Source organism: Halobacterium sp. KA-6, assembly GCF_021029015.1.
GTDB lineage: Archaea > Halobacteriota > Halobacteria > Halobacteriales > Halobacteriaceae > Halobacterium.
The window spans coordinates 189,662-210,030 of record NZ_JAJJZH010000002.1 but is presented as its reverse complement, the minus strand read 5'-3'; the positions used below and the strand labels follow the sequence as shown (position 1 = coordinate 210,030).

23 protein-coding genes and 1 tRNA gene are annotated in these 20,369 nt (G+C 67.4%); 7 read left to right on the top strand and 17 right to left on the bottom strand.

Annotation, left to right across the window (positions count from 1 at the left end; genetic code table 11):
- Positions 1-72: 72 nt before the first annotated feature.
- Positions 73-145 (bottom strand) — tRNA-His (locus tag LPA46_RS06095).
- Positions 146-267: 122 nt separating this feature from the next.
- Between LPA46_RS06095 and LPA46_RS06090 the strand changes: the two genes are divergently transcribed.
- The 4 genes from LPA46_RS06090 to LPA46_RS06075 are packed head-to-tail and all read left to right on the top strand — an operon-like array spanning position 268 to position 2,712.
- The gene (locus LPA46_RS06090) at positions 268-657 is read left to right on the top strand and encodes an ArsR/SmtB family transcription factor (protein WP_230888156.1); all 390 of its coding nucleotides are present in this window, start codon (positions 268-270) and stop codon (positions 655-657) included.
- Positions 650-1,795, top strand: coding sequence for an ACR3 family arsenite efflux transporter (arsB, locus tag LPA46_RS06085; RefSeq protein ID WP_330166325.1), 1,146 nt, complete (start codon positions 650-652; stop codon positions 1,793-1,795). Before LPA46_RS06090 ends, arsB begins: the two co-directional genes overlap by 8 nt.
- Positions 1,788-2,213, top strand: coding sequence for an arsenate-mycothiol transferase ArsC (locus LPA46_RS06080; RefSeq protein WP_230888155.1), 426 nt, complete (start codon positions 1,788-1,790; stop codon positions 2,211-2,213). The genes arsB and LPA46_RS06080 overlap by 8 nt, the downstream gene beginning before the upstream one ends.
- 46 nt (positions 2,214-2,259) lie before the next feature.
- Complete coding sequence (locus LPA46_RS06075; RefSeq protein WP_230888154.1) at positions 2,260-2,712, top strand: DUF5814 domain-containing protein; 453 nt, start codon at positions 2,260-2,262, stop codon at positions 2,710-2,712.
- Here the strand turns inward: LPA46_RS06075 and LPA46_RS06070 are convergent, their stop codons facing one another.
- From LPA46_RS06070 to LPA46_RS06055, 4 genes are all read right to left on the bottom strand, one after another.
- The gene (locus LPA46_RS06070; RefSeq protein ID WP_230888153.1) at positions 2,713-3,117 is read right to left on the bottom strand and encodes a CopG family transcriptional regulator; all 405 of its coding nucleotides are present in this window, start codon (positions 3,115-3,117) and stop codon (positions 2,713-2,715) included. It abuts the gene before it with no gap.
- A 46-nt stretch (positions 3,118-3,163) separates the two neighbouring features.
- On the bottom strand, positions 3,164-3,754 hold the full coding sequence (locus LPA46_RS06065; RefSeq protein ID WP_230888152.1) for an RPA family protein: 591 nt from the start codon (positions 3,752-3,754) through the stop codon (positions 3,164-3,166).
- 1 nt (position 3,755) lies between these two features.
- Positions 3,756-4,688, bottom strand: coding sequence for a replication factor A (locus tag LPA46_RS06060; protein ID WP_230888151.1), 933 nt, complete (start codon positions 4,686-4,688; stop codon positions 3,756-3,758).
- Between the two features lie 62 nt (positions 4,689-4,750).
- Entirely contained in the window at positions 4,751-5,374 is a 624-nt protein-coding gene (locus LPA46_RS06055) for a LysE family translocator (protein WP_230891825.1), read from the bottom strand.
- Positions 5,375-5,528: 154 nt separating this feature from the next.
- Between LPA46_RS06055 and LPA46_RS06050 the strand changes: the two genes are divergently transcribed.
- The gene (locus tag LPA46_RS06050) at positions 5,529-6,524 is read left to right on the top strand and encodes a mannose-1-phosphate guanylyltransferase (protein WP_230892065.1); all 996 of its coding nucleotides are present in this window, start codon (positions 5,529-5,531) and stop codon (positions 6,522-6,524) included.
- 1 nt (position 6,525) lies between these two features.
- Here the strand turns inward: LPA46_RS06050 and LPA46_RS06045 are convergent, their stop codons facing one another.
- Positions 6,526-6,999 (bottom strand): Tfx family DNA-binding protein, encoded by a 474-nt coding sequence (locus LPA46_RS06045; protein WP_230891824.1) that lies wholly within the window; start codon positions 6,997-6,999, stop codon positions 6,526-6,528.
- Positions 7,000-7,120: 121 nt separating this feature from the next.
- On the opposite strand from LPA46_RS06045, the gene LPA46_RS06040 reads away from it, so the two are divergent.
- Together LPA46_RS06040 and LPA46_RS06035 are read left to right on the top strand one after the other, a co-directional pair.
- Positions 7,121-9,187 carry a hypothetical protein gene (locus LPA46_RS06040; RefSeq protein ID WP_230891823.1) on the top strand — a complete coding sequence of 689 codons (2,067 nt, stop codon included), beginning with the start codon at positions 7,121-7,123 and terminating at the stop codon, positions 9,185-9,187.
- Positions 9,188-9,277: 90 nt separating this feature from the next.
- Entirely contained in the window at positions 9,278-11,347 is a 2,070-nt protein-coding gene (locus tag LPA46_RS06035) for a hypothetical protein (RefSeq protein WP_230891822.1), read from the top strand.
- Here LPA46_RS06035 and LPA46_RS06030 read toward each other — a convergent pair.
- The 11 genes from LPA46_RS06030 to LPA46_RS05980 form a co-directional block, all read right to left on the bottom strand.
- Positions 11,344-11,823, bottom strand: a complete 480-nt coding sequence (locus tag LPA46_RS06030; protein ID WP_230891821.1) for a TRAM domain-containing protein — start codon at positions 11,821-11,823, stop codon at positions 11,344-11,346. The genes LPA46_RS06035 and LPA46_RS06030 overlap by 4 nt on opposite strands.
- 105 nt (positions 11,824-11,928) lie before the next feature.
- Positions 11,929-12,321 carry a DUF6276 family protein gene (locus tag LPA46_RS06025; RefSeq protein WP_230891820.1) on the bottom strand — a complete coding sequence of 131 codons (393 nt, stop codon included), beginning with the start codon at positions 12,319-12,321 and terminating at the stop codon, positions 11,929-11,931.
- Between the two features lie 47 nt (positions 12,322-12,368).
- Positions 12,369-13,049 carry a V-type ATP synthase subunit D gene (locus LPA46_RS06020; protein ID WP_059057781.1) on the bottom strand — a complete coding sequence of 227 codons (681 nt, stop codon included), beginning with the start codon at positions 13,047-13,049 and terminating at the stop codon, positions 12,369-12,371.
- A gap of 62 nt (positions 13,050-13,111) precedes the next feature.
- Positions 13,112-14,140, bottom strand: a complete 1,029-nt coding sequence (locus tag LPA46_RS06015) for a Brp/Blh family beta-carotene 15,15'-dioxygenase (protein WP_230891819.1) — start codon at positions 14,138-14,140, stop codon at positions 13,112-13,114.
- On the bottom strand, positions 14,131-14,841 hold the full coding sequence (locus LPA46_RS06010) for a lycopene cyclase domain-containing protein (RefSeq protein WP_330166324.1): 711 nt from the start codon (positions 14,839-14,841) through the stop codon (positions 14,131-14,133). The genes LPA46_RS06015 and LPA46_RS06010 overlap by 10 nt, the downstream gene beginning before the upstream one ends.
- Before the next feature lie 93 nt (positions 14,842-14,934).
- Positions 14,935-16,353 carry an ATP synthase subunit B gene (locus LPA46_RS06005; protein ID WP_230888143.1) on the bottom strand — a complete coding sequence of 473 codons (1,419 nt, stop codon included), beginning with the start codon at positions 16,351-16,353 and terminating at the stop codon, positions 14,935-14,937.
- On the bottom strand, positions 16,353-18,104 hold the full coding sequence (locus LPA46_RS06000) for an ATP synthase subunit A (protein WP_230888142.1): 1,752 nt from the start codon (positions 18,102-18,104) through the stop codon (positions 16,353-16,355). The genes LPA46_RS06005 and LPA46_RS06000 overlap by 1 nt, the downstream gene beginning before the upstream one ends.
- The gene (locus LPA46_RS05995) at positions 18,101-18,442 is read right to left on the bottom strand and encodes a V-type ATP synthase subunit F (RefSeq protein ID WP_230891818.1); all 342 of its coding nucleotides are present in this window, start codon (positions 18,440-18,442) and stop codon (positions 18,101-18,103) included. Before LPA46_RS05995 ends, LPA46_RS06000 begins: the two co-directional genes overlap by 4 nt.
- Positions 18,439-19,488 (bottom strand): V-type ATP synthase subunit C, encoded by a 1,050-nt coding sequence (locus LPA46_RS05990; RefSeq protein WP_230891817.1) that lies wholly within the window; start codon positions 19,486-19,488, stop codon positions 18,439-18,441. Before LPA46_RS05990 ends, LPA46_RS05995 begins: the two co-directional genes overlap by 4 nt.
- A complete protein-coding gene (locus tag LPA46_RS05985; RefSeq protein ID WP_230891816.1) occupies positions 19,485-20,072 on the bottom strand; it encodes a V-type ATP synthase subunit E in 588 nt (195 codons plus the stop codon). The genes LPA46_RS05990 and LPA46_RS05985 overlap by 4 nt, the downstream gene beginning before the upstream one ends.
- Before the next feature lie 22 nt (positions 20,073-20,094).
- Complete coding sequence (locus LPA46_RS05980; RefSeq protein ID WP_230888138.1) at positions 20,095-20,364, bottom strand: F0F1 ATP synthase subunit C; 270 nt, start codon at positions 20,362-20,364, stop codon at positions 20,095-20,097.
- Between the last annotated feature and the right edge of the window lie 5 nt (positions 20,365-20,369).

Below are 20,369 nucleotides of genomic sequence, written 5' to 3'. Positions count from 1 at the left end.
CGTTGCCGTGGCGTGGCACGCGTTCAGATGCGCGCGCACAGCGGTCGCTGTGTGGCTCGAGTATATGAAAAGGTCCAGGGGCGAGAATCGAACCCGCGTCTCAGCCTCCACAAGGCTGAAGGATAGTCCACTACCCTACCCCGGACACTGCATCCATCTCTAGCCGACTGGAATTCAAATACGTTACGACACGCGCCGGGCCACCCACGTTATCTGAACGACAGTTCACATCGGAACGACTATCTGAACGAGAATTCAGGTAGGCGTATGGCTCAGAGTGCCGACCGGCTGCGACGACTGCTCACCGACGAACTCGGCGAGTGCTGCGACGGCGACGTCGAGCGGCGGCTCGACGAACTCCACGGGCTCGCTGACGACGCGTTCGACGACGACACCCAGTCCGTGTTCGCGGTGCTCGGCAACGACACCCGCTACCGGCTCGCGCGCGTGCTCGCCGCCAGCGACGGCGAGCGTTGCGTCTGCGAGCTCGAACCGCTCGTCGACGTCTCCGACAGCGCCGTCAGCCACGCGCTCTCGGACCTCGTCGACGCCGGACTCGTCACCCGGCGGAAGGACGGCAACTGGCGGTACTACGACACCACCGCGCTCGCGGACGACCTCTTCGCCGCCGCCGACCGCGGGGAGACTGATGAGTAGCGCTCACGAGCACGGCCCGAACTGCGGCTGCGAGGCCTGCGGCGACCCGCGCTCGATGGACGTCCTCGACAAGTACCTCACTGTCTGGATTTTCGCTGCGATGGCTGCCGGCGTCGGCCTCGGCTACGCCGCGCCGTCGGTCACACAGCCCATTCAGGACCTCCACCTCGTGGAAATCGGGCTGGTGTTGATGATGTACCCGCCGCTGGCGAAAGCCGACTACTCGCAACTGCGCGCGGTGTTCAGCAACTGGCGCATCCTCAGCCTGAGCCTCGTGCAGAACTGGCTCATCGGCCCGACGCTGATGTTCGGGCTCGCCGTCGTCTTCTTCGGCGGCGTCGTCCCCGGGCTGCCCGCGCGCCCCGAGTACTTCCTCGGACTCGTGTTCATCGGGATGGCGCGCTGCATCGCGATGGTACTCGTCTGGAACGAACTCGCGGAGGGCTCCACGGAGTACGTCACCGGGCTCGTGGCGTTCAACAGCCTCTTCCAGATTCTCACGTACGGCGTCTACGTCTGGCTGTTCGCGCTCGTGCTCCCGTCGGCGTTCGGGCTGGACGCGCTCGCCGCCGGCATCACCACCTTCGACGTCACTCCGATGCAGGTCTTCGAGGCCATCGTCGTCTTCCTCGGCGTCCCGTTCGCCGCGGGCTTCCTCACCCGGTTCGCGGGCACGCGGCTCCGTAGCGAGGACTGGTACGAGAACGACTTCGTGCCGAAAATCGACCCGCTGACGCTCGTCGCGCTGCTGTTCACCGTCGTCGTGATGTTCGCCACGCAGGGGAACAACATCGTCGCGGCGCCCGGCGACGTCTTGCTCGTCGCGGTCCCCCTCACCGTCTACTTCGTCGTGATGTTCCTCGTGAGCTTCGGCATGGGGAAGGGCATCGGCGCGGACTACTCCACCACCACCGCCATCGGCTTCACCGCCGCCTCGAACAACTTCGAACTCGCCATCGCCGTCTCCGTCGCCGTCTTCGGCGTCGGCTCCGGCGTCGCGTTCGCCACCGTCGTCGGCCCGCTCATCGAAGTGCCAGTTCTCCTGGCGCTCGTGAACGTCGCGCTGTACTTCCAGCGCCGCTACGACTGGACAGACCACACCACCGGTAGCCTCGACGCCCCACTCACCGATGACTGAAACGACTATGCTCGCCTTTGTCTGCGTGCAGAACGCTGGCCGCTCTCAGATGGCGTACGCGTTCGCCGAGCGCGAGCGCGCGAACCGCGGGCTCGAATCCGAAATCGACCTCGTGACCGGCGGGACCGACCCTGCCGACCACGTGCACGAGGAAGTCGTCGCTACGATGGCCGACGCTGGCTTCGACATCGGAGACCGCTCGCCCAGAGAAGTCACCTTCGAGGAAGTCCGGGACGCCGACTACGTGATTACGATGGGCTGTTCCGCGGAGGACGTCTGTCCGGCGGGCTGGGCGGGCGAGAACCGAGACTGGGACCTCGACGACCCCGACGGCCGCTCTCCGGCCGAGGTCGCGCGGATTCGGGACGACGTCCGCGAACGGGTCGCTGACCTCTTCGACGAACTCGCCGGCGACTGACCGGACGATACGCTTTTCCACGGCTGCCGCCTACTGTCGGGTGACTGTGGCCGTTACGGACAAAATCTACGTGAAGAACCACCGCCAGATAGCGTCCCAGATAGACACGCGCTTCCCGAAGAGCGCGTTCAGCGGCGCGACCCTGGACATCCTCTTCACGGGCGACCTCTCCGACCTGGACGAAGCCACCCGCGACAAAGTGCTGGACTTCTCCGAGGACTTCCTGGACTGCGGCTGCGAGTCCAACCCCTACTGTGGCCACCCCGAGCGGAAGTTCGTCAAGTACCTCCTGGAACTGCGCGCGCAGGGACTGGACCCCGAGTCGATGGTCGACGTGATGACCCAGGACTACATGGTGTACGCCTACCCCGGTGACATCTACTCGTTCCTCGACGACGCGGTCCGCACGCTCGAAGCCGTCGAGGACCTCGCCGAGGTGGACGGCCGCCAGGAGCAGGCCGAGCGCGCGACCAGAGAGAAACGCGAACTGTCGCGGTAGCTACCCGAGCTGGTAGGGCTCTTCGTCGTCGTCGCCGTCCAACTCTTCGAGGTGGATGACTTCCTCGACGTCGCCCTCGGACTCGACCTGCTCGCGGAGGTGGTCGATGTATTTCTTGTGCTCCTCGAGCTGGTCGCGGAGGTGTTCGGCTTCGAGTTCGAGACGCTCGTGCTCGCGCACGAAGCTCTTCGGGACCTCGACTTTCGGCGGGAACTCCTCGCTCTCCACGGACTCGGGCTGGTTCTCGGGGACGACCCGGACCTGGCCGTCGTGGGCGACCAGCGAGTCGACGTAGTCCCGGAACACGGCGGACAGCGAGAGGTCGCGCTCCTCGGCGATGTCCCGGAGCGCGTCGAACGTGTCCTCGTTCACGCGGAACGAGATGGTCTTGTTCTTGTTCCCCATCTACCGCCAGATAAGGAAACGAGCCCTATAAGCGTTTGTCAGACAGTCACGCGTCGGCGGGTACGTCGCCCTCGGTATCGAAGTCCTCCAAGGCTTCGAGGAGCGCGCGGCGGTACGGGGAGACGTCCTCGCCGTACTCGGCGCGGGCGCGCTCGGCGTACTCGTTGCCCTCGTCGTCGAACGCGTCGAGGCGTTCGAGCGTGCGCTCGGCGGTCTCGACGACCCAGCGGTCCCGGGTCGCCTCGTCGACGGCCGTGATGGACTCCGGCCGCAGGGAGACGTTCACGGACCCGTCGTCGGTCTCGAAGGTCCGCGGCTTCCCGACCACGGCGACGTACTGCGGCGTGTCGGCGTCGCGGAGCGCGGACGCCGCTTCCGGCTGGTACTGGCCCGCGTACACGAAGAACGTCCCGGTCGGGTCGACGACGCGGCCCCGCCAGTACTCCGAATCTTCGCCGATGTCCTCGGTCTCGGTGAGCGTGCCGACGACGAACACGCGGTTCGCGCGCTCCCCGGTCGGCAACAGCGCGTACAGCGGCGCGCGCTCGTCGTCGGACTCCTTGAACGTGAATTCGGCGTCGTTGAATTCGGCGGCGAAGGCGCGGCGTGCGACCTCGCGAGTGGGTGCGTTACTCATGTTATATCGACCTCGCTTCGATGAGGACGGCTTCCGGGTCCGCGGGCTCGCCCAGCTGTTCGGTGTCGTTGGCGAGCACGTACCGGCCGAACGTCGGGCCGGTCACGCGGTAGTAGCGCCCGAGCACCGTCTCGCGCATCTCGTCGGCGACGACGGTGGTGTCGAGGGCGTCCTTTGCCATCTGTTTGGCTTCTTCGAGGCCGATGCCGGTCAGCGCCTCGGTCGCTTCCTCGTCGAAGATGACTTCGTGGACGTCGCGGCCGTCGTCGAGCACGCCCTTGATGCGGAGGTCGAACTCGCCCTCCACTTCGCCGTGCTCGTTGCAGCGGCCGTTCTGGAGGACGCGCGTGCAGTCCTCCTCGGGGCAGCGCTTGATGAGCCCGCTCCCGGACTGGATGTCCACCAGCGCGCCCTCGACCTCGTCCTCGTTGTCGCCGACGTCGAACTCCTCGTCGACCTCCTGGATGGAGGTCGTGCGGTTGAGCTTCACGGAGTACCGGCCCTGGTACTCGTCGGTGACGACGTTGCCGAGGCGGTAGGTCTGGCCCTCCTGGAGGTCCTGGAGGTCGGATTTGGCCCACTTGGTGAATTTGATGGTGCCCGTCGGGTCGCCGAGCAGGCCGACCTGCCCGACGGAGTCCGAGCGGGGCTCCCAGAGTTCGACGACCTTCGCAGTGAGGTCGACCCACTGCTCGGGCTCGTCGACGTCCTCGATTTCGACGGTCTCGTTGCCGCCCCCGCCCGCGAGGTCGTCGCGGTCGAGGCCGGCCTCGTCGAGGTAGTGGTTCTCGACGGAGCGCCGTGCCTCGTCGAGCGGGACTTTGTACTCGGAAACCAGTTTCTCTAGCCGTGCTTCTACGTCGTCGACGGTGGCGTCGACGTGCTCGGAGAGCTCGTCGTGTATCTCCGTAGCGGTGTCTGAAAGGTCGCTCATGGTCGTATTCGTCTCCGCGTGTTTTCGGTGGGAGACGTATTGGGGTTGGTGCGCTACCGTATTTAAATTGTCGTAACCGTGGTGAAAGTGGAGGTCGGGACCGCCTCGACGAGCACCCCAACACCGAGGACGAGGAGTGCGACGCCGGATACCACGCGTAGCAGTACGGCGCGCTCCTCGAACAGGCTGCGCGCTCGGCCGGCCGTCGCGCCGACCGCACCGAGATACGCTGCCGTGAGCACCGCGTACGTCCCACCGAGCACGGGGACGTTCGTCGCCGCGCCGCCATCCACGAACTGCGGGAGGAACGCGAGGAAGAACACCGCGACTTTCGGGTTGAGGACGTTCGTCGTCACGCCCGCGACGAACGGCCGCGAGACGTCACTCCCGCTTCCGAGGCTGCCGCCGCCGGCGAGCGTCCGGACGCCGAGCCAGCAGAGGTACGCGCCGCCACAGAGCTTCAGCGCCGCGAACGCCACCGGCGACGCGGCGAGCAGCGCGGCCACACCGACGGTCACGAGTCCGGTGTGGACGAGTACGCCCGCGCTGACGCCGAGCGCGGCGAGCGCACCCGCTCGCTGACCGCCGGTCGCGCCCGCCGAGAGCACCAGCACGGTGTCGGGCCCGGGGGCGAGCACGAGCGCAGCCGCAGCGAGCACGAACGCCGCGAATCCCGCGTCGAACACGACCGCTCCGACGCGGCCGCGCCCGGTAAGCCTCGCGGTCGCCGCAATCCCCCGCGCGAACAGGCCTATAACGCGAGCCGTGCAAGCCCGACTCGATGCACTGCTCGCCCACGGTCTGCGACGAGATGCCGCACGCGAACCCCGGTGGTTCCGCGTGGTGACCACGGCCGCCGTCCTGCTCGCTGGCGGCACCGGCACGCGGCTCTACCCCGCGAGCCGCAGCCACCGCCCGAAGCAGTTCCTCGCGCTTGGGGACGACGACCGCAGTCTCCTCCGCCGGACCGCCGACCGCGCCGACTTCGTCGACGAACTGTTCGTCGTCACGCGCGACTCGTACGCCGACCGCGTGCGCGACATCGTCCCCGAAGCGACCGTGCTCGTCGAACCAGCCGGCCGCGACACCGGCCCGGCGCTCGCGTACGCCGCAAGCGAAGTCCGCGAGCGCCACCCCGACGCCGTACTGCTCTGCCTGCCCAGCGACCACGTCGTCGGCGACGGCTTCCGCGCGACGGCCGAGACTGCCGTCGACGTGGCCGCCCGCACCGACGCGCTCGTCACGCTCGGCATCGAGCCGGACCGCCCCGCTACCGGCTACGGCTACATTCAACCCGGAACCGACCACGGCGACCACTACGCGGTCGACCAGTTCCGCGAAAAGCCCGACGAGGAAACGGCCGAGGAACTCCTCGACGCGGGCTGCTACTGGAACGCGGGGATGTTCGTGTGGACGCCCGACGCGTTCCTCGACGTCGCCCGCGACGGCCCGCTCGAGTCGGTCGTTGACGCGCTCGAAACCGGGGGCGACGTCGCTGGTGCGTTCGACGAGATCGATTCAGTGAGCGTCGACTACGCGGTCTTGGAGCGCGCCGACGACGTGCGCGTCGTTCCGGCGGACTTCGAGTGGGACGACGTCGGAGCGTGGGACGCGCTACTCCGCCTCGCCGACGAGAAGAACGCGACGCTGGGCGACACACTCGCCATCGACGCGTCGGGGAACGTCCTCGCGAGCGACGACAAACACATCTCCGTCGTCGGCGCGGACGACCTCGTCGTCGCGGCGTTCGACGACCGCGTGCTCGTCGTGCCGACCGACGACGCCCAGCGCGTCCGCGAGGTCGTCGCCGAACTCCGCGCGGACGACCAGTTCTGAGCTACTCGCCGTCGCCCTCTCGGACTTGAATGTCGCCGTCGCTGGTCACCGACACCAGAAGCGGCGCGTGCACGCCACGGCCTCGGACGGCGGACCCGGCGGCGTCGCTGACGCGCTTCATCACTTCCGGAGCGGACAGCGAGACCTTCACGTTCGCCTCGTCGCAGGCCGCGTACACCATGTCCGGCACGTCGTAGAGGTCCGTGCCGGCGTCGATTTCCACGCGCACCGGCGCCTGCAGCGCCTCCGCGAACGCCACCGTCTCCCGGGACTTCGCGACGTTCTCGCGCGCGCTCGCCTCCACCTTCGAGATGTTCGCGCGGGACGTCCCGAGCTGGTCGGCGATGGCGGCCTGGGAGGCGCCGCGCTCGCGCAGCGCCAGCACCTCCGCCTGCCGCCGCGTCAACACGCTCTCGTCGGCGTCGAAGCCGGCGCTGGCAAGCACCTCGTCGGCGTCCGGAACCCCCTCGTCCATGCGTGGACCGACGCCGCCGGAACGCAAAAACCCCGTGGACGGCGCCCCAGAATCCTTTTACGCGAACGTGGCTTTCCCCCACCATGAACGAGAGGCCTGCTCCTGGATGGGGTCGCAGGCTGTGACGGTTCGCGTCGACGCGCTCGACGACGGCCCGGGAATCCGAATTCGCGACACCTCTGAGGGTGAAGCGGTAGCGCTGCGTACTGACTGCGAACCGAATCTGGAACCCGCGAGTACGGACGGGTTCACGATGCCGGTCGACACCGCAGTTGCTATCGACGCTGGCGAACTTCACGCGCCTGTGTTCCTCTCGCCAATATTCTGGCAGGACGGCGAAGTCGTGCACCGCGCGACGCGCGACGATGCCCCACGACTGTCCCGTGGAACGTACGAAATCGACTTCTCGCCGCCCGCGGCGAAGGTGTACGTGCGCGTCGAGGATGCTGAGCCGACCGCGGAATTCGTCGACGACCACACCTACCTGGATTTCGGTGACGCGAGTCGCGTCGTCGTGGGGGTTCGCTCACACCACGAGACGCCGGCGGGGACGGTGACGACGACGGAGGACCCGCGAGATTTGATGGCTGCGGTGTCGACGCTGGGGTCGGCGCTGAAGACGGAGTCGCCGGACCGGTCGTGGCCGACGCTGCGGGGGCATCCGCCGGCGATTCGACGCGGCGACGAACTCGATATCCCCGAAGCGGTCGCCGCCCCCGAAACTGGCGTGCACATCGAGGTCCCACCGGAGTACGGGGCCATCTACACGGTGGCGCCACTGGCGTACTATCTCGGCGCGACTGTCGAATCGGGGACTCGGCCGCGAGTGGTCGCGGACGGACAGAGTTTCGATCTGAACGTGAACGACCTTCCGGGGAGCGTACGGTCGGTGTTGGAGCACGTATTCACGCTGGACTGCGTCGTCCGAATGGCGGGCGTCTACCCGTTTCGGACGACTGCTGTCGACGAGTTGGAGGAGCGAGTCGAGTTAGAGTACGAGCGGCTGTTCGAGCTACCGCTAGACGAACGTACCGCCGAGTACTTCGAGATTCCGCGGTCGGCGACAGAGGGAATTCTGGAGTGGCACTACACGGCGGACGTGGCGGCAGACCCCGAGTACGCATCGGCGCTGCCGTACTTGGTGGACAAACTCGCACTCGTACGGAGCCCACCACAGCGGTCCCAGCAGGTCGACCTGACCCCCTCTCCGGATGCTGCCCGGGAGAGTGACGGCGTGCTCGCTCGTTCGGTCGTCGACACCACGTCAGCACCGCTCTCGGGTGTCGTTCCGTCGGACACGGGGACGCCCGGTCGTTCGTGGGTCGCGGGCGACTTTTCGCCGAGCGCAGCGAACCCGACAGTCGGGTCGTTCCGGCGAGGGTTCGACTGGCCACAGGGCGACGACCCGCTGGACGTACACGTGGTGTACAACGACGCACGGTTGGACGCCAGCGACGAGACTGCCTACGACACCCACCAGACGGCGGAGACGAATCTCAAGGTGTCGTACTCGCTGACGACGGCGGAACTCCGGGAAGCGCTGTACGAGGAGACGGACTTCCTGCACTTCGTGGGGCACGTCACCGACGACGGGATGGTTTGCCCCGACGGGACGTTGGACACGCGGACGCTCGCGAGAACGGACGTGAAGGCGTTCTTGCTGAACGGGTGTCGGTCGTACGAACAGGGGCGGGCGCTGCTAACCGCGGGGAGCGTCGGGGGTATCGTCACGGTCGACGACGTGGCCGACGACGTGGCGGGGAGGGTCGGCCACGACATCTCGTTGCTGTTGGACAGCGGATTCCCGTTGTACGCGGTGCTGGACGTGCTCGACCAGATTGGCACGCCTGTGGAGCGCTACTCGATTCTCGGCAGCGGGACACTCGCGTTTCGTCAGAGTGCGAGCGGGCTGCCGATGCTGTACGATTTCAACGTCGACGAGTTCGACGCCGACTCCGACACTACCTCGGTGACTATCCGACAGTACCCCTACGACGAAAACGGGATGGGTGCGTTCGCCGCTCCGACGTACACTCCTGTCGATGGGGTCATCGCTGACGCGAGCGCTCGTTGCGACCCAATCTCGCGGTCGGAACTCGAACGGCTGCTCGACTCCTCCCCGGCACCCGTGCTACTCGACGGCGAGCTCCGGTACACGCCGAACCTGACGATGGCGGACTTCGAGTGAAGCGCCGCCCCGCGAGGCGAATGTTTTTAATCGAAACATCCTATGTCCGGATATGTACTGGAAAGCGGCCGCCAGCGGGGGCCGCGACGCGTGACGTTCCACGTCGACGTGCTCGACGAGGAGCACGGAATCTGCGTACGGGACACTGTCGAGGGCGAACAGTTCCCGCTGTACACGGACCGGGCCGTCGACCCGACGCCCGCGTCGACTGACGGGTTCACGATGCCCGTCGATACTGCGGTCGCCGTCGAAGCGTGCGAACTCCGCATGCCGACGTTCGCCAACGTGGTTTTCTGGCGCGACGGTGAAGCCATCCACCGCACCGAATCTGGGGCGCCCACCGAGCAACTGCCGCAGGGCACCTACGAGGTCGACTTCTCGCCGCCCGACGCGAAGCTCTACGTGCGCGTCGAGGACGCCGCGCCGTCCACTCGCTTCGACGACGGTCGGTCGGTTCTCGAGACGGAGGCCGCGACGCGGATGGTGCTCGGTATTCGGTCGCACCACGAGACGCCGGCGGGGACGGTGACGACGACGGACGACCCACGAGATTTGATGGCTGCGGTGTCGACGTTCGGGTCGGCGCTGAAGACGGAGTCACCGGATCGGTCGTGGCCGACGCTACGGGGCCATCCGCCGGCCATCGAGCGAGGAGATACGCTGAATATCCCGCCGGAGGTCGCGCCCCCGGAGACGGGAGTGCGCATCGAGGTCCCACCGGAGTACGGGGCCATCTACACGGTGGCGCCACTGGCGTACTACCTCGGTGCCACCGTCGAACCGGGGAACCGGCCACGAATCGTCGCGGCCGGCCGCAGCCGCGACTTCTGTGTCGACGCCCTCGCCGAGAGCGTGCGGTCGATACTGGAGCACGTGTTCACGCTGGACTGCGCGGTGCGGACAGCTGGCGTCTACCCGTTCCGGACGACAGTCGTCACGGCGTTGGAGGAGCGCGTGGAGTTGGATTACCAGCGGCTGTTCGAGCTGCCGCTGGCCGAGCGCACGGCCGAGTACCTCGAGATTCCGCGCTCGGCGACAGAAGGATTGCTCGACTGGCACTACACGGCGGACGTCGAAGCGGACTCGGCGTACGCACCGGTGCTCCCCTATTTGCTCGACGACCTGGCGCTGGTGCGGAGTCCGCCGCGGCGGGCCTCGGAGGTCGACCTGACGCCGTCCCCGAACGCGCTCCAGTCCACGGACAGCGCGCTCGCACGGTCCGCGAGCACGGCAGCGCCGACGCCGCGCTCGGTGGTCGTGCCGGAGGACGCCGAGACGCCCGGCCACTCGTGGGTCGCACCCGGGCACGCGGTCCGCGCGTCGAACCCGACGGTGGGGTCGTTCCGACGGGACCTCTCGGCGTCGGCTGACGCCGGCGCGCTCGACGTCCACGTCGTGTTCAACGACGCCCGACTCCAGCAGGGCGACGTCTCCCTGTTCGACTCGCACCCGTACCGGGAGACGGACGTGCGGGTGTCCCACGACCTGTCGACGGCGGAGCTACGCGAGGCGCTGTACGAGGACGTGGACTACTTCCACTTTGTGGGCCACGTCACGGACTCGGGGATGATGTGCCCGGACGGGGCGCTCGACACCCGAACGCTGGCGCGAACGGGCGTGAAGGCGTTCTTCCTGAACGGCTGTCGCTCCTACGAGCAGGGCCGCGCGCTGTTGACTGCCGGCGCTGCCGGCGGCTTCGTCACGGTAGACGACGTGGCCGACGACGATGCGCGGTCAGTCGGCGAAATGGCGGCGACCCTCCTCGGCGTTGGGTTCCCGCTGTACGGGATTCTCGACGCGCTCGAACTCGCCGGCACGCCGGCCGACCGGTACACGATTCTCGGCGACGGGCAGAGCAACGTTCGACAGAGCCACTCCAACGTCTCCATTCTCCACGAATTCGACACCGACGCCGTCCGGGCAGCGTCCGGGGCGTGGCCAGTGTCCCTCCATCACTACCCACACAGGAAGAGCGGCATCGGCGGGATGTCGGCGTACTTGCACACGGACACGTCCTCGGCCGTCTACGACGCGTCGGTCCGGGAGACGACGCTCCCGCAGTCGGCACTAGACGAGTTCTTCGCAGACTCGGGTATCCCGGTACTCGTCGACGGGACTGTCCGCCTCACCGACGACCTCTCGGTCGAGCAGTTCCGCTAGTTGCCCCAGAAGTTCTCGCGGCTGCCGAGCCGCTCGCTCTCGGATTCTTCCGCTTGCTCGTCTTCGTCTTCCTCTCTCTCGACGTCCTCGCGGTCTTCCTCGCCTGGTTCACCTTCTTCGCCCTCCTCGCCTTCGGGCTCGTCGGGGAGCTTCTCGACGAGGTCGGCGCGGGCGTAGTTCGACTTCACCTTCGTAATCTCGGCTTTCACGCGGGCCGGCGGCAGCACACCGTCGACCATCACGATGAAGCCGCTCTCCTCCTGCCGGCCGACGCCGGCGCCGCTCTCGTGCATGTCGTCGACTTCCAGCACGACCTCCTCGCCGGGCACTACGGGCGCGGTCTTCAGGTCGTTGATGGGCTGGTTGTAGTGGTTGCACCACTCCATCCCGCCGCGGTCGCCGTAGTGTTGACACCCCATCCCTTCGATTTGCTCCTGGAAACTGGGGCATTCGTCGGCGAGTGGACAGTCTGCCATACAGGGAGTTACTGGCCGGCCGGCTAAACCCTTGCGGCACGCCGTCGCTGTCCCGGAGCGGCGTCAGCGCACCCGCGCGCTCGCCGGCAACGGCCGGCCGCGCCCCTAGATGAGTTGTTCGAGTTGGCGGCGTCGCCGGGCGAGGTCGAGGTGGGGGTCGAGGCCGTCGTCCGCGGCGAGCCGGTCGAGAACGAGCAACACGTCGACGCCCCGCCGTTCGGCCTCGGTGGCGACCTGCTCGGCGTCGCTGCGGTGGACGACCAGCCGGTCGAGCAGCGCGAGCAGACACGCGAAGACCGCGCCGGTCTCGCCGTCCGCGGGGAACGCGTCGCTGACCCGCGTGAAGTCCGGATACTCGTCGGGCGCCTCGTCGGCCGGCGATACGTGTAGGCAGTTCGTGCACAGCGTCGCCGCGGGCCGCTCGTCGGGGAGGTAGTCGCTGACGGCGTCGGGCACGGGAAAGGAGACTTCGTCGCCGCCGCAGTTCGGACAGCTCATACCCGGAGAACGGAGGGGTCGTACTTAGCCGGCGTGGACGAGACCGGTCAGTCCGCCAGCGCTTCCTCGGCGGCCTGCGCGGCTTCCTCCTCCTCTTCCTCGTCTTCCTCTTTCTTCGCTTTGACCTTCTTCATGCGGAAGATTTCCTCGCGCTCCTGCTCCTCGAGCTTCTGCTCGATGTACTCCTGGCCCTCGTACAGTTCGGGGAGGAGCTTGAACTCCAGGGCGTTCACGCGGCGCTTGGTGGTCTCGATTTCCGTGAGCATCTTCTTCATCGCGGTCTCGACTTCCGCCGCGAGCACGATGGACTCCAGGAGTTCCTCGTAGGCTTCCGCGGCTTCGTCGATGCGCGCGCTCGTGCCGAGGATGCCGTAGCCACGTTCGTCGAGGCTCTTGCGGACCTTCGAGGACTCGATTTGCGGGACGACGACGCCCATGATGTTCCGGGACTCGACCGTAATCTCGGGGTGTTCTTCGAGGGCCGCCGCCGCGCCGCGGACCGACATGTCGCCCTCCATCGCGCGCGCCATGTTGATCTTCTTCTGGGCGGTCTCGTAGTTGGCTTCGAGGTCCTCGCGGACGTCCTGTGCCTGGTCGAGGATGTCCATGAACTCCATGATGAGGCCGTCGCGCTTCTGCTCGAGCGTGTCGTGGCCCCGCTCGGAGAGTTCGATGCGGTCCTCGATCTCCATGAGGTTCTTCCGGGTCGGTTTGATGTCCTGGGCCATCTGTTCTCTTGGCAGCAACTTCTGGACGGAGGGAGGTAAACGTTTCCTGTCGCTGCCGCCAACTACAGCAGTCCTGCCGCGCGGTCCATCCACGTGACGGCGGCGACGTGGGGGAGCGTCAACACCGCGACGAACGCGAGGTACAGTCCGGTCGCGCCTGCGAGTGTCGTCGGCGGGTTCGGGACGGCGACCCAGAAGCCGGCGAGCAGCGCGAGCGCGGCAACTGTCAGGGGCGTCGCCTCGCGCGCGAATCGCGCGAGGGGCTTCCGGAGGTCGCCGGCCGCGAGCGCGTGCCGCGAGGTGCCGTCGACGGCGACCGCGCGGGCGACGTGGCGGACCGCGTGCCACAGACAGAAGTACACCCCCACAGCGAACACAGGTGGAACGACGAGGAAGAACGCCCACAGGCCGACGGTTTCGGCGGCGTCGACGCGCCACGCGGTCGGCGGCGACTCGGCGGTCGCGAGCCGGTTCGCGGCCAGCGTCCCGACGGTTACGACTGCGAACGCGACGCCGAGCACGAGCCGGGCGTCCGGTGTGAACAGCCACAAGTCGCCGACGTTGCCGCCGAACGGCGCGGCGAACGCCGCCACTACCTCGCGGTACGTCTCCGGGTGGCCCAGCAGCGGCACGAGCATCGGCAGGCCGCCGCGGACGACGCCGGTCGCCACGCGTCGCGCGCGCGAATCGAGATAATCCGCGTCCAGCAGCACGGCCAGCGAGTAGACGTCGCCCTGCCCCCAGTGGAGCCACGTCAGCGCGACGAACGCCAGCGCCGCTGCGACCGGCCACGCGAACCACGCCGCTGCGTACGCGCCGCCGAGTACGAGGTAGAGGCAGCCGACGACGGCGAGCCAGCGCCCGGTCACTCGACCTGCGACCGCGCGCGGGAGCGCGACGTAGTCGATGGCGCCGTGCGGGAAGCCGAACAGCACGACGCTCGCGACCAGCGGCGCGTACCGAAGCGTCGTCGGCAACTCGACGCCGGCGAGCGTTGGAAGCGCTGCGACGGCGACCCCAATCCAGCCGGCAGCGAGCACTGGACGCGCGAGCGTGCGGCGGACGTCCTCGTCGAGGCTGTTCACGCCCATCGCGCGACCACCCAGTCGTAGAGGAGCAGTCCCTGCACGACGAAGAGGTTTGTCACGAGGAAGAACGCGCCCTCCTCGACCGGGAGGCCCGCGACGGCGACGCCGGTCGTGTACTCCGTCGAAATCGTCCAGATACCGTCCGCGAGCGCAATGCGGTCCACGGTGGCGAAGTACAGCGTCGGCACGCCGACGCCCACTGCGACTGTGCGCGGGCGTTCCCAGAGGTACTGCCAGCCGACGGCCCACTGGAGCGCGAGCACGGGTCCGGCCCACGCGAGAATCGCGCCGAGATAGAACGTGCTCGCCGTCCCGAGGAACGCGGCGCCCGCGGCGGTGACGACAAGGCCGGCGAGCGCGCCGACTGCAGCGTCACGCTTCGAGGGACCGAATCCGGCGTCCGGCGGGCCAGCAATGAACTGCACCCACAGTCCCGCGACGACGGTCTGCATCGCCACGAACGCGTACTCTTCGATTGGCGCGAGCCACAGCGTCCCCAGAACCGTGTCCGCGCCATACGTCCAGACGCCGCGGCGAATCAGGTAGTTGTCCCACGGCGTCGTGTACGCCAGCGCGAGCACGACCAGCACGCCGACGCCGGCCAACGACCACCAGTCCTCGCGGTGGTTACGGAAGCGGAGCGCGGCGAGCGCGAGCAGCGGCGGCGCGACGAACGCGGCGAGGAACTGGAGGTACGTCGCCATCAGGTCGCCCTCGGTTCGTCCGTGCGCACGCGTGGCTGGTCGACGGTGGTCGTCTGCAAAAGATACGTGGACGGCACGCCGCGGGCGCGGCGGTTAGTCGGCGGCCGCGGCCTCTTCGGCCTCGGCCTCGTCCTCGACGTAGTACTGCTCGATGAGCTCCTCGTCGACGCGGTTGAGCTCCTCCTTCGGGAAGAGGCTGAGCAGCTCCCAGCCGAGGTCCAGCGTCTCCTCGACGCTGCGGTTCGTGTCGAAGCCCTGGTCGACGAACTCCGCCTCGAAGCGGTCCGCGAAGTCCAGGTAGAGGTTGTCGCGGTCGCTGAGCGCCTCGCGACCGACGATGTTCACGAGGTCACGGAGGTCCTCACCTTCCGCGTACGCCGCGTACAGCTGGTCGGAGACGTCGCCGTGGTCCTCGCGCGTGAGGCCCTCGCCGATACCGTCGTCCATCAGCCGGCTGAGGCTCGGGAGGACGTTCACGGGCGGCGTCACGCCCTGACTGTTCAGGTCGCGGTCCATCATAATCTGGCCCTCGGTGATGTACCCCGTGAGGTCCGGAATCGGGTGGGTGTCGTCGTCGCCGGGCATCGTGAGGATGGGAATCTGGGTGACCGACCCCTCCCGGCCCTCGATGCGGCCGGCGCGCTCGTACAGCTGCGCGAGGTCGGTGTACATGTACCCGGGGTAGCCACGGCGGCCGGGGACTTCCTCGCGGGCCGCACCGATTTCGCGGAGCGCCTCGCAGTAGTTGGTCATGTCCGTCAGGATGACGAGGACGTGGTAGTCCTTCTCGAAGGCGAGGTACTCCGCCGTGGTGAGCGCCATCCGCGGCGTGACCGTCCGCTCGACGGCGGGGTCGTCCGCGAGGTTCATGAAGACGACGCTGCGTTCGAGCGCGCCGGTGCGCTCGAAGTCCTCCATGAATTCGTTGGCTTCCTCGGCGGTGATACCCATCGCGCCGAAGACGACGGCGAATTCGCTGCCGCCCTCTTCGCTGGCCTCTTCCTCGGGGACGGAGGCCTGTCGCGCAATCTGGAGCGCGAGGTCGCTGTGGGGCAGCCCCGACGCCGAGAAGATGGGGAGTTTCTGCCCGCGCACGAGCGTGTTCATGCCGTCGATGGCAGAGACGCCCGTCTGGATGAACTCCTCGGGGTACTCTCGCGCGTGGGGGTTGATTGCTTCGCCGACGATGTCGCGGCGTTCCTCGGGCACGATGTCCGGGCCGCCGTCGATGGGTTGGCCGGAGCCGTCGAGCACGCGACCGAGGAGGTCCTCGGTCACGGGCATCTTCAGGGTCTCGCCGAGGAACCGCACCGAAGCGTCCTGCCCGATGCCCTCGGTGCCCTCGAACACCTGAATCGCGACGAACTCGTCGCTGGATTCGAGCACCTGACCGCGCTTGACTTCGCCGTCAGGTGTCTCGATTTCCACCATCTCGTCGTAGGCCACCGGCTCGTCGATGTCGACGTACACCAGCGGGCCGCTGACTTCCGAGATTGTCTTGTACTCTTTCATTAGTAGAGGTCCCGTAGTTGCGCTGTGAGGTCGTCTTTCAGCTCCTCGATGTACTCGTCCCAGTCCTCCTGGACGCCCATACGGTTGAGGCGGGGCGCCGCGTCGACGTTCTGAATCTCGTCGACGGGGACGCCGGCTTCGAGTGCGTCGAAGGCCGCGTCGTTGAACGTCTTGATGGCCGTGAGCATCTTGTACGTCTTCGCCGGCTCACAGTTGGTGTCGACGTCGTGGAGCGCGTTCTGCTGGAGCCACGCCTCGCGGAGGTACCGCGCCACTTCGAGGGTGAGCTGCTGGTCGTCCGGCAGCGCGTCCTTGCCGACGAGCTGGACGATCTCCTGCAGTTCGGTCTCCTCGTCGAGGACGTCGACGGCCCACTGCCGGACCTCCGGGAAGTCCTCGGAGACGTTCTCTCGCCACCAGTCGTCGAGCTGGTCCTTGTACAGCGAGTACGACTCGTTCCAGTTGATAGCGGGGAAGTGCCGGCGTTCGGCGAGGTCTGCGTCCAGCGCCCAGAACGTCTTCACGATGCGCAGCGTGTTCTGGGTGACCGGCTCGGAGAAGTCGCCGCCCGGCGGACTGACCGCGCCGACCACGGACACCGACCCCTCGTCGTCGTTGAGGGTGGTGTAGAGGCCCGCGCGCTCGTAGAACTGTGCGAGGCGAGCGGCGAGGTACGCGGGGTACCCCTCCTCGCCCGGCATCTCCTCGAGGCGCGAGGAGATTTCGCGCATGGCCTCGGCCCACCGCGAGGTGGAGTCGGCCATCAGCGCCACGTCGTAGCCCATGTCGCGGTAGTACTCCGCGATGGTGATGCCCGTGTAGATGCAGGACTCGCGGGCCGCCACCGGCATGTTCGACGTGTTCGCGATGAGGCACGTCCGTGCCATCAGCGGGTTCCCGGTCTGGGGGTCTTCCAGTTCAGGGAAGTCCTCGATGACTTCCGTCATCTCGTTGCCGCGCTCCCCGCAACCGATGTAGACGACGATGTCCGCGTCGGACCACTTGGCGAGCTGCTGCTGGGTGACCGTCTTCCCGGAGCCGAACGGCCCCGGAATCGCGGCCGTCCCACCCTTCGCGAGCGGGAACAGGCCGTCCTGAATCCGCTGGCCCGTGACGAGCGGCGTCCGCGGCGTGTGCTTGTCCTTGGACGGACGCGCACGCCGAACCGGCCACTCCTGGCGCATCGCGATTTCCTCGCCGCTGTCGAGCACGGCGACGGGTTCGTCGACCGTGTACTCGCCGGCGTTCACTTCGGTGACCTCGCCGCCGTCGCTGCGCGGCGGCACGAGCACCTTGTGCTCGATGCTAACCGTCTCGTCGACGGTGCCGAGGACGTCACCGGCCTCGACGTGGTCGCCCTCCTCAACGACGGGCTCGAACGACCACTCCTTCTCCAGGTCGATACCGGGCGCGTCGACACCGCGGTCGAGGAACGCGCCCATCTCGCCCTGCAGGACGTCCAGCGGGCGCTGGACGCCGTCGTAGATGGAGTCCAGCATACCGGGGCCCAGGTCGACGGTGAGGGGTTCGCCCGTGTTGTCCACAGGGCCACCCGGGCTGATGCCCGAGGTCTCCTCGTAGACCTGGATGGTTGTTACTTCGCCTTCGATTTCGATGACCTCGCCCATCAGGCCTTCGTCGCCCACGTAGACGACGTCGTTCATCTGGGCGTCGAGGTCCGTGGCGGTCACGACCGGACCACTCACGCTCTCGATTACGCCGGAGTCAGTGATTTCTTCTGCTTGACTCATTCGTTGGATTCGTCTTCTTCGGCCATCAGGTCGATCCCGATGGCTCGCTTGATCTGGTCGCGCAGTCCGCTCCCGCCGGCGGCACCGCCGCCGATGGTCACGAACGTCGGCTCTACGCTCGTCTCGACTTCCTCGCGGACCTGCCGCGAGAGCGCGTCGAGATCGTCGTCGTGCATCACCGCGATGCCGACGTCCTCGTCTTCCAGCACCGACTCGACTGCGTCGTCGAGCGCTTCGTCTTTCTCGTCCTGCGGGACGTTCTCGAATTTCCGGACGCCCGCGAGCCGGAACCCGGTAGTGAAGTCCGGGCTGCCGACGACTGCGATTTCCTGGCTCATAGGATGACCAGCTCCTCTTCGATTTCCGCCTCGCTCAGGCCGGCTTCGCGGCCGCGAGCGATGGCACGGATGTTGTCCACTTCGCGTTCCTTCGCGAGGACGTACGCCAGCACCGGACAGACCGACAGCGGGTAGACGTACGAGAGGTGGTCGGAGTACTCCAGCAGCGCCCGGTCGAGGGCGTGCTCGAAGCCGATGAGGCTCTCCGCGTCCTCCAGCTCGTCCAGCGCCTTCGAGAGCTCGTCGCCGTACTTGCTCTCACGGATGCGCGTGACCAGCGTCGAACGGTCCGCGACGAGCTGGCCGACCTCCTTCCGGTCGAACAGCGCGCCGCCGTCGATGAAGTACTCCGCGGGGTCGACGTCGGCACCCGACCGCGCCAGCCGTAGCGCGTTCCGGACGTTCCGGAAGTCGATTTCGGCTTCGAGGAACTCCCGGTAGAGCTGCGCGGCCTCGCCGCGCGCGGACTCGTCGGGCACGAGGTTCTCGTAGTACGCGCGGTCGACCGCGTTCTCCAGCGGGACCAGCGTCCCGGACTCCTCGTAGGCCTCGAACGCGCTGTCGAGGTACGTCTCGAACAGCGTGCCGTCGAGTAGCTCGACGACGGACTCGATGGACTCGGCGGCGACCAGGCGGTCGAGGAACGCGTCCTCGAACTCGCCGGCGTCGATGAGGTCCGAGCGGACCTCCTCGTCGGTCGCGCCCGAGTAGAGCCCGCGAAGCACGGTCTTGACGTTCCACGCGTCGAATTTGCGGAGGTAGCGGACGACCTGCTCGTAGAGCCGGCCCTCGCTGTACCGCAGCAAGTCCTGGAAGTCCTCGGCGAGCGTCTCGTTGAGCGCGTGCTCGACGAGGTCGACGCCGCTGAACCGCGAGCCCAGCGCGTTCACCGCGTCCTCGTACTGGGTCTCCTCCATGAACCGGGCGATTTCGCCGGTTCCCATGCGGAGCAGTTTCCGGTACTCGTCGTCGCTGAACAGGCTGGCTCGGCGGTGGCGGACGCGGGCGACCACGTACTCGTAGTTTGCCGACCCGTACACGCTCATTGCTCCTCGTCGAAGAGGCGTGCGCTGATTTCCTTCAGGTTGTTCTCCCAGACGTCGTCGATGACCGAGTCGAACGTGTTGTTCACCCGGACCCGGGACGTCTCGCTCTCGACAACGACGCCGCCGAGACAGTCGTGCTCGCCGGCGTACTCGTAACCGTCGTAGTCGTCGAGGATGTCCGAGATGAGGTCCTCGTCGTCCGCGCGGCCGTAGACGCTGACGTCGGCGTCGGCGTCGAATTCATCGGCCGCAGCGTCGAGGAGGCCGCGAGTGAGTTCCTCGCGGTCGTCGCCGTCGATGGCGGCGATTTCCTCCTCGGCGGTTTCGCGGACGTCCTCGAGGGCGTCGCGGCGCGCTTCGAGGCGCATCTGCTTGGCCTCGAGTTTCGCGCTGGAGAGGCGCTGCTCGCGCTCCCGCTCGATTTCGCGCTCGGCGTCGGCTTCGGCCTCGGAGAGAATCTCCTCGGCGTCGGCTTCGGCGTCCGCGACAATCTCCTCGGCGCGCGATTCGGCATCGTTCCGAATCTCCTTCGCGCGCTCGCGGGCCTCGTCTCGAATGTCCTCAACTACTGTTTCCAAGCTCATAGATGAGAGGGGGGACGGTGGTTTAGAATGCGGACGGCACGACGAAGACGACGACCAGCGCGAGGATGACCAGCGTCTCCGGGAGGACCGTCAGAATGAGGCCCGTACCGAAGAGGTCCTGGTCTTCCGCGATGGCGCCGACGGCGGCGCTACCGATGCCACGCTCCGCGTACCCTGCGGCGAGGGCGGCGAGACCGACGGCGAGTGCGGCGGCGGACTTCGGGGTGATTGCGGGGCTGCTGCCTGTCGTTTGCTGTGCGACCGTGACGAATTCTGGAATTGTGTCGAACATTTTAC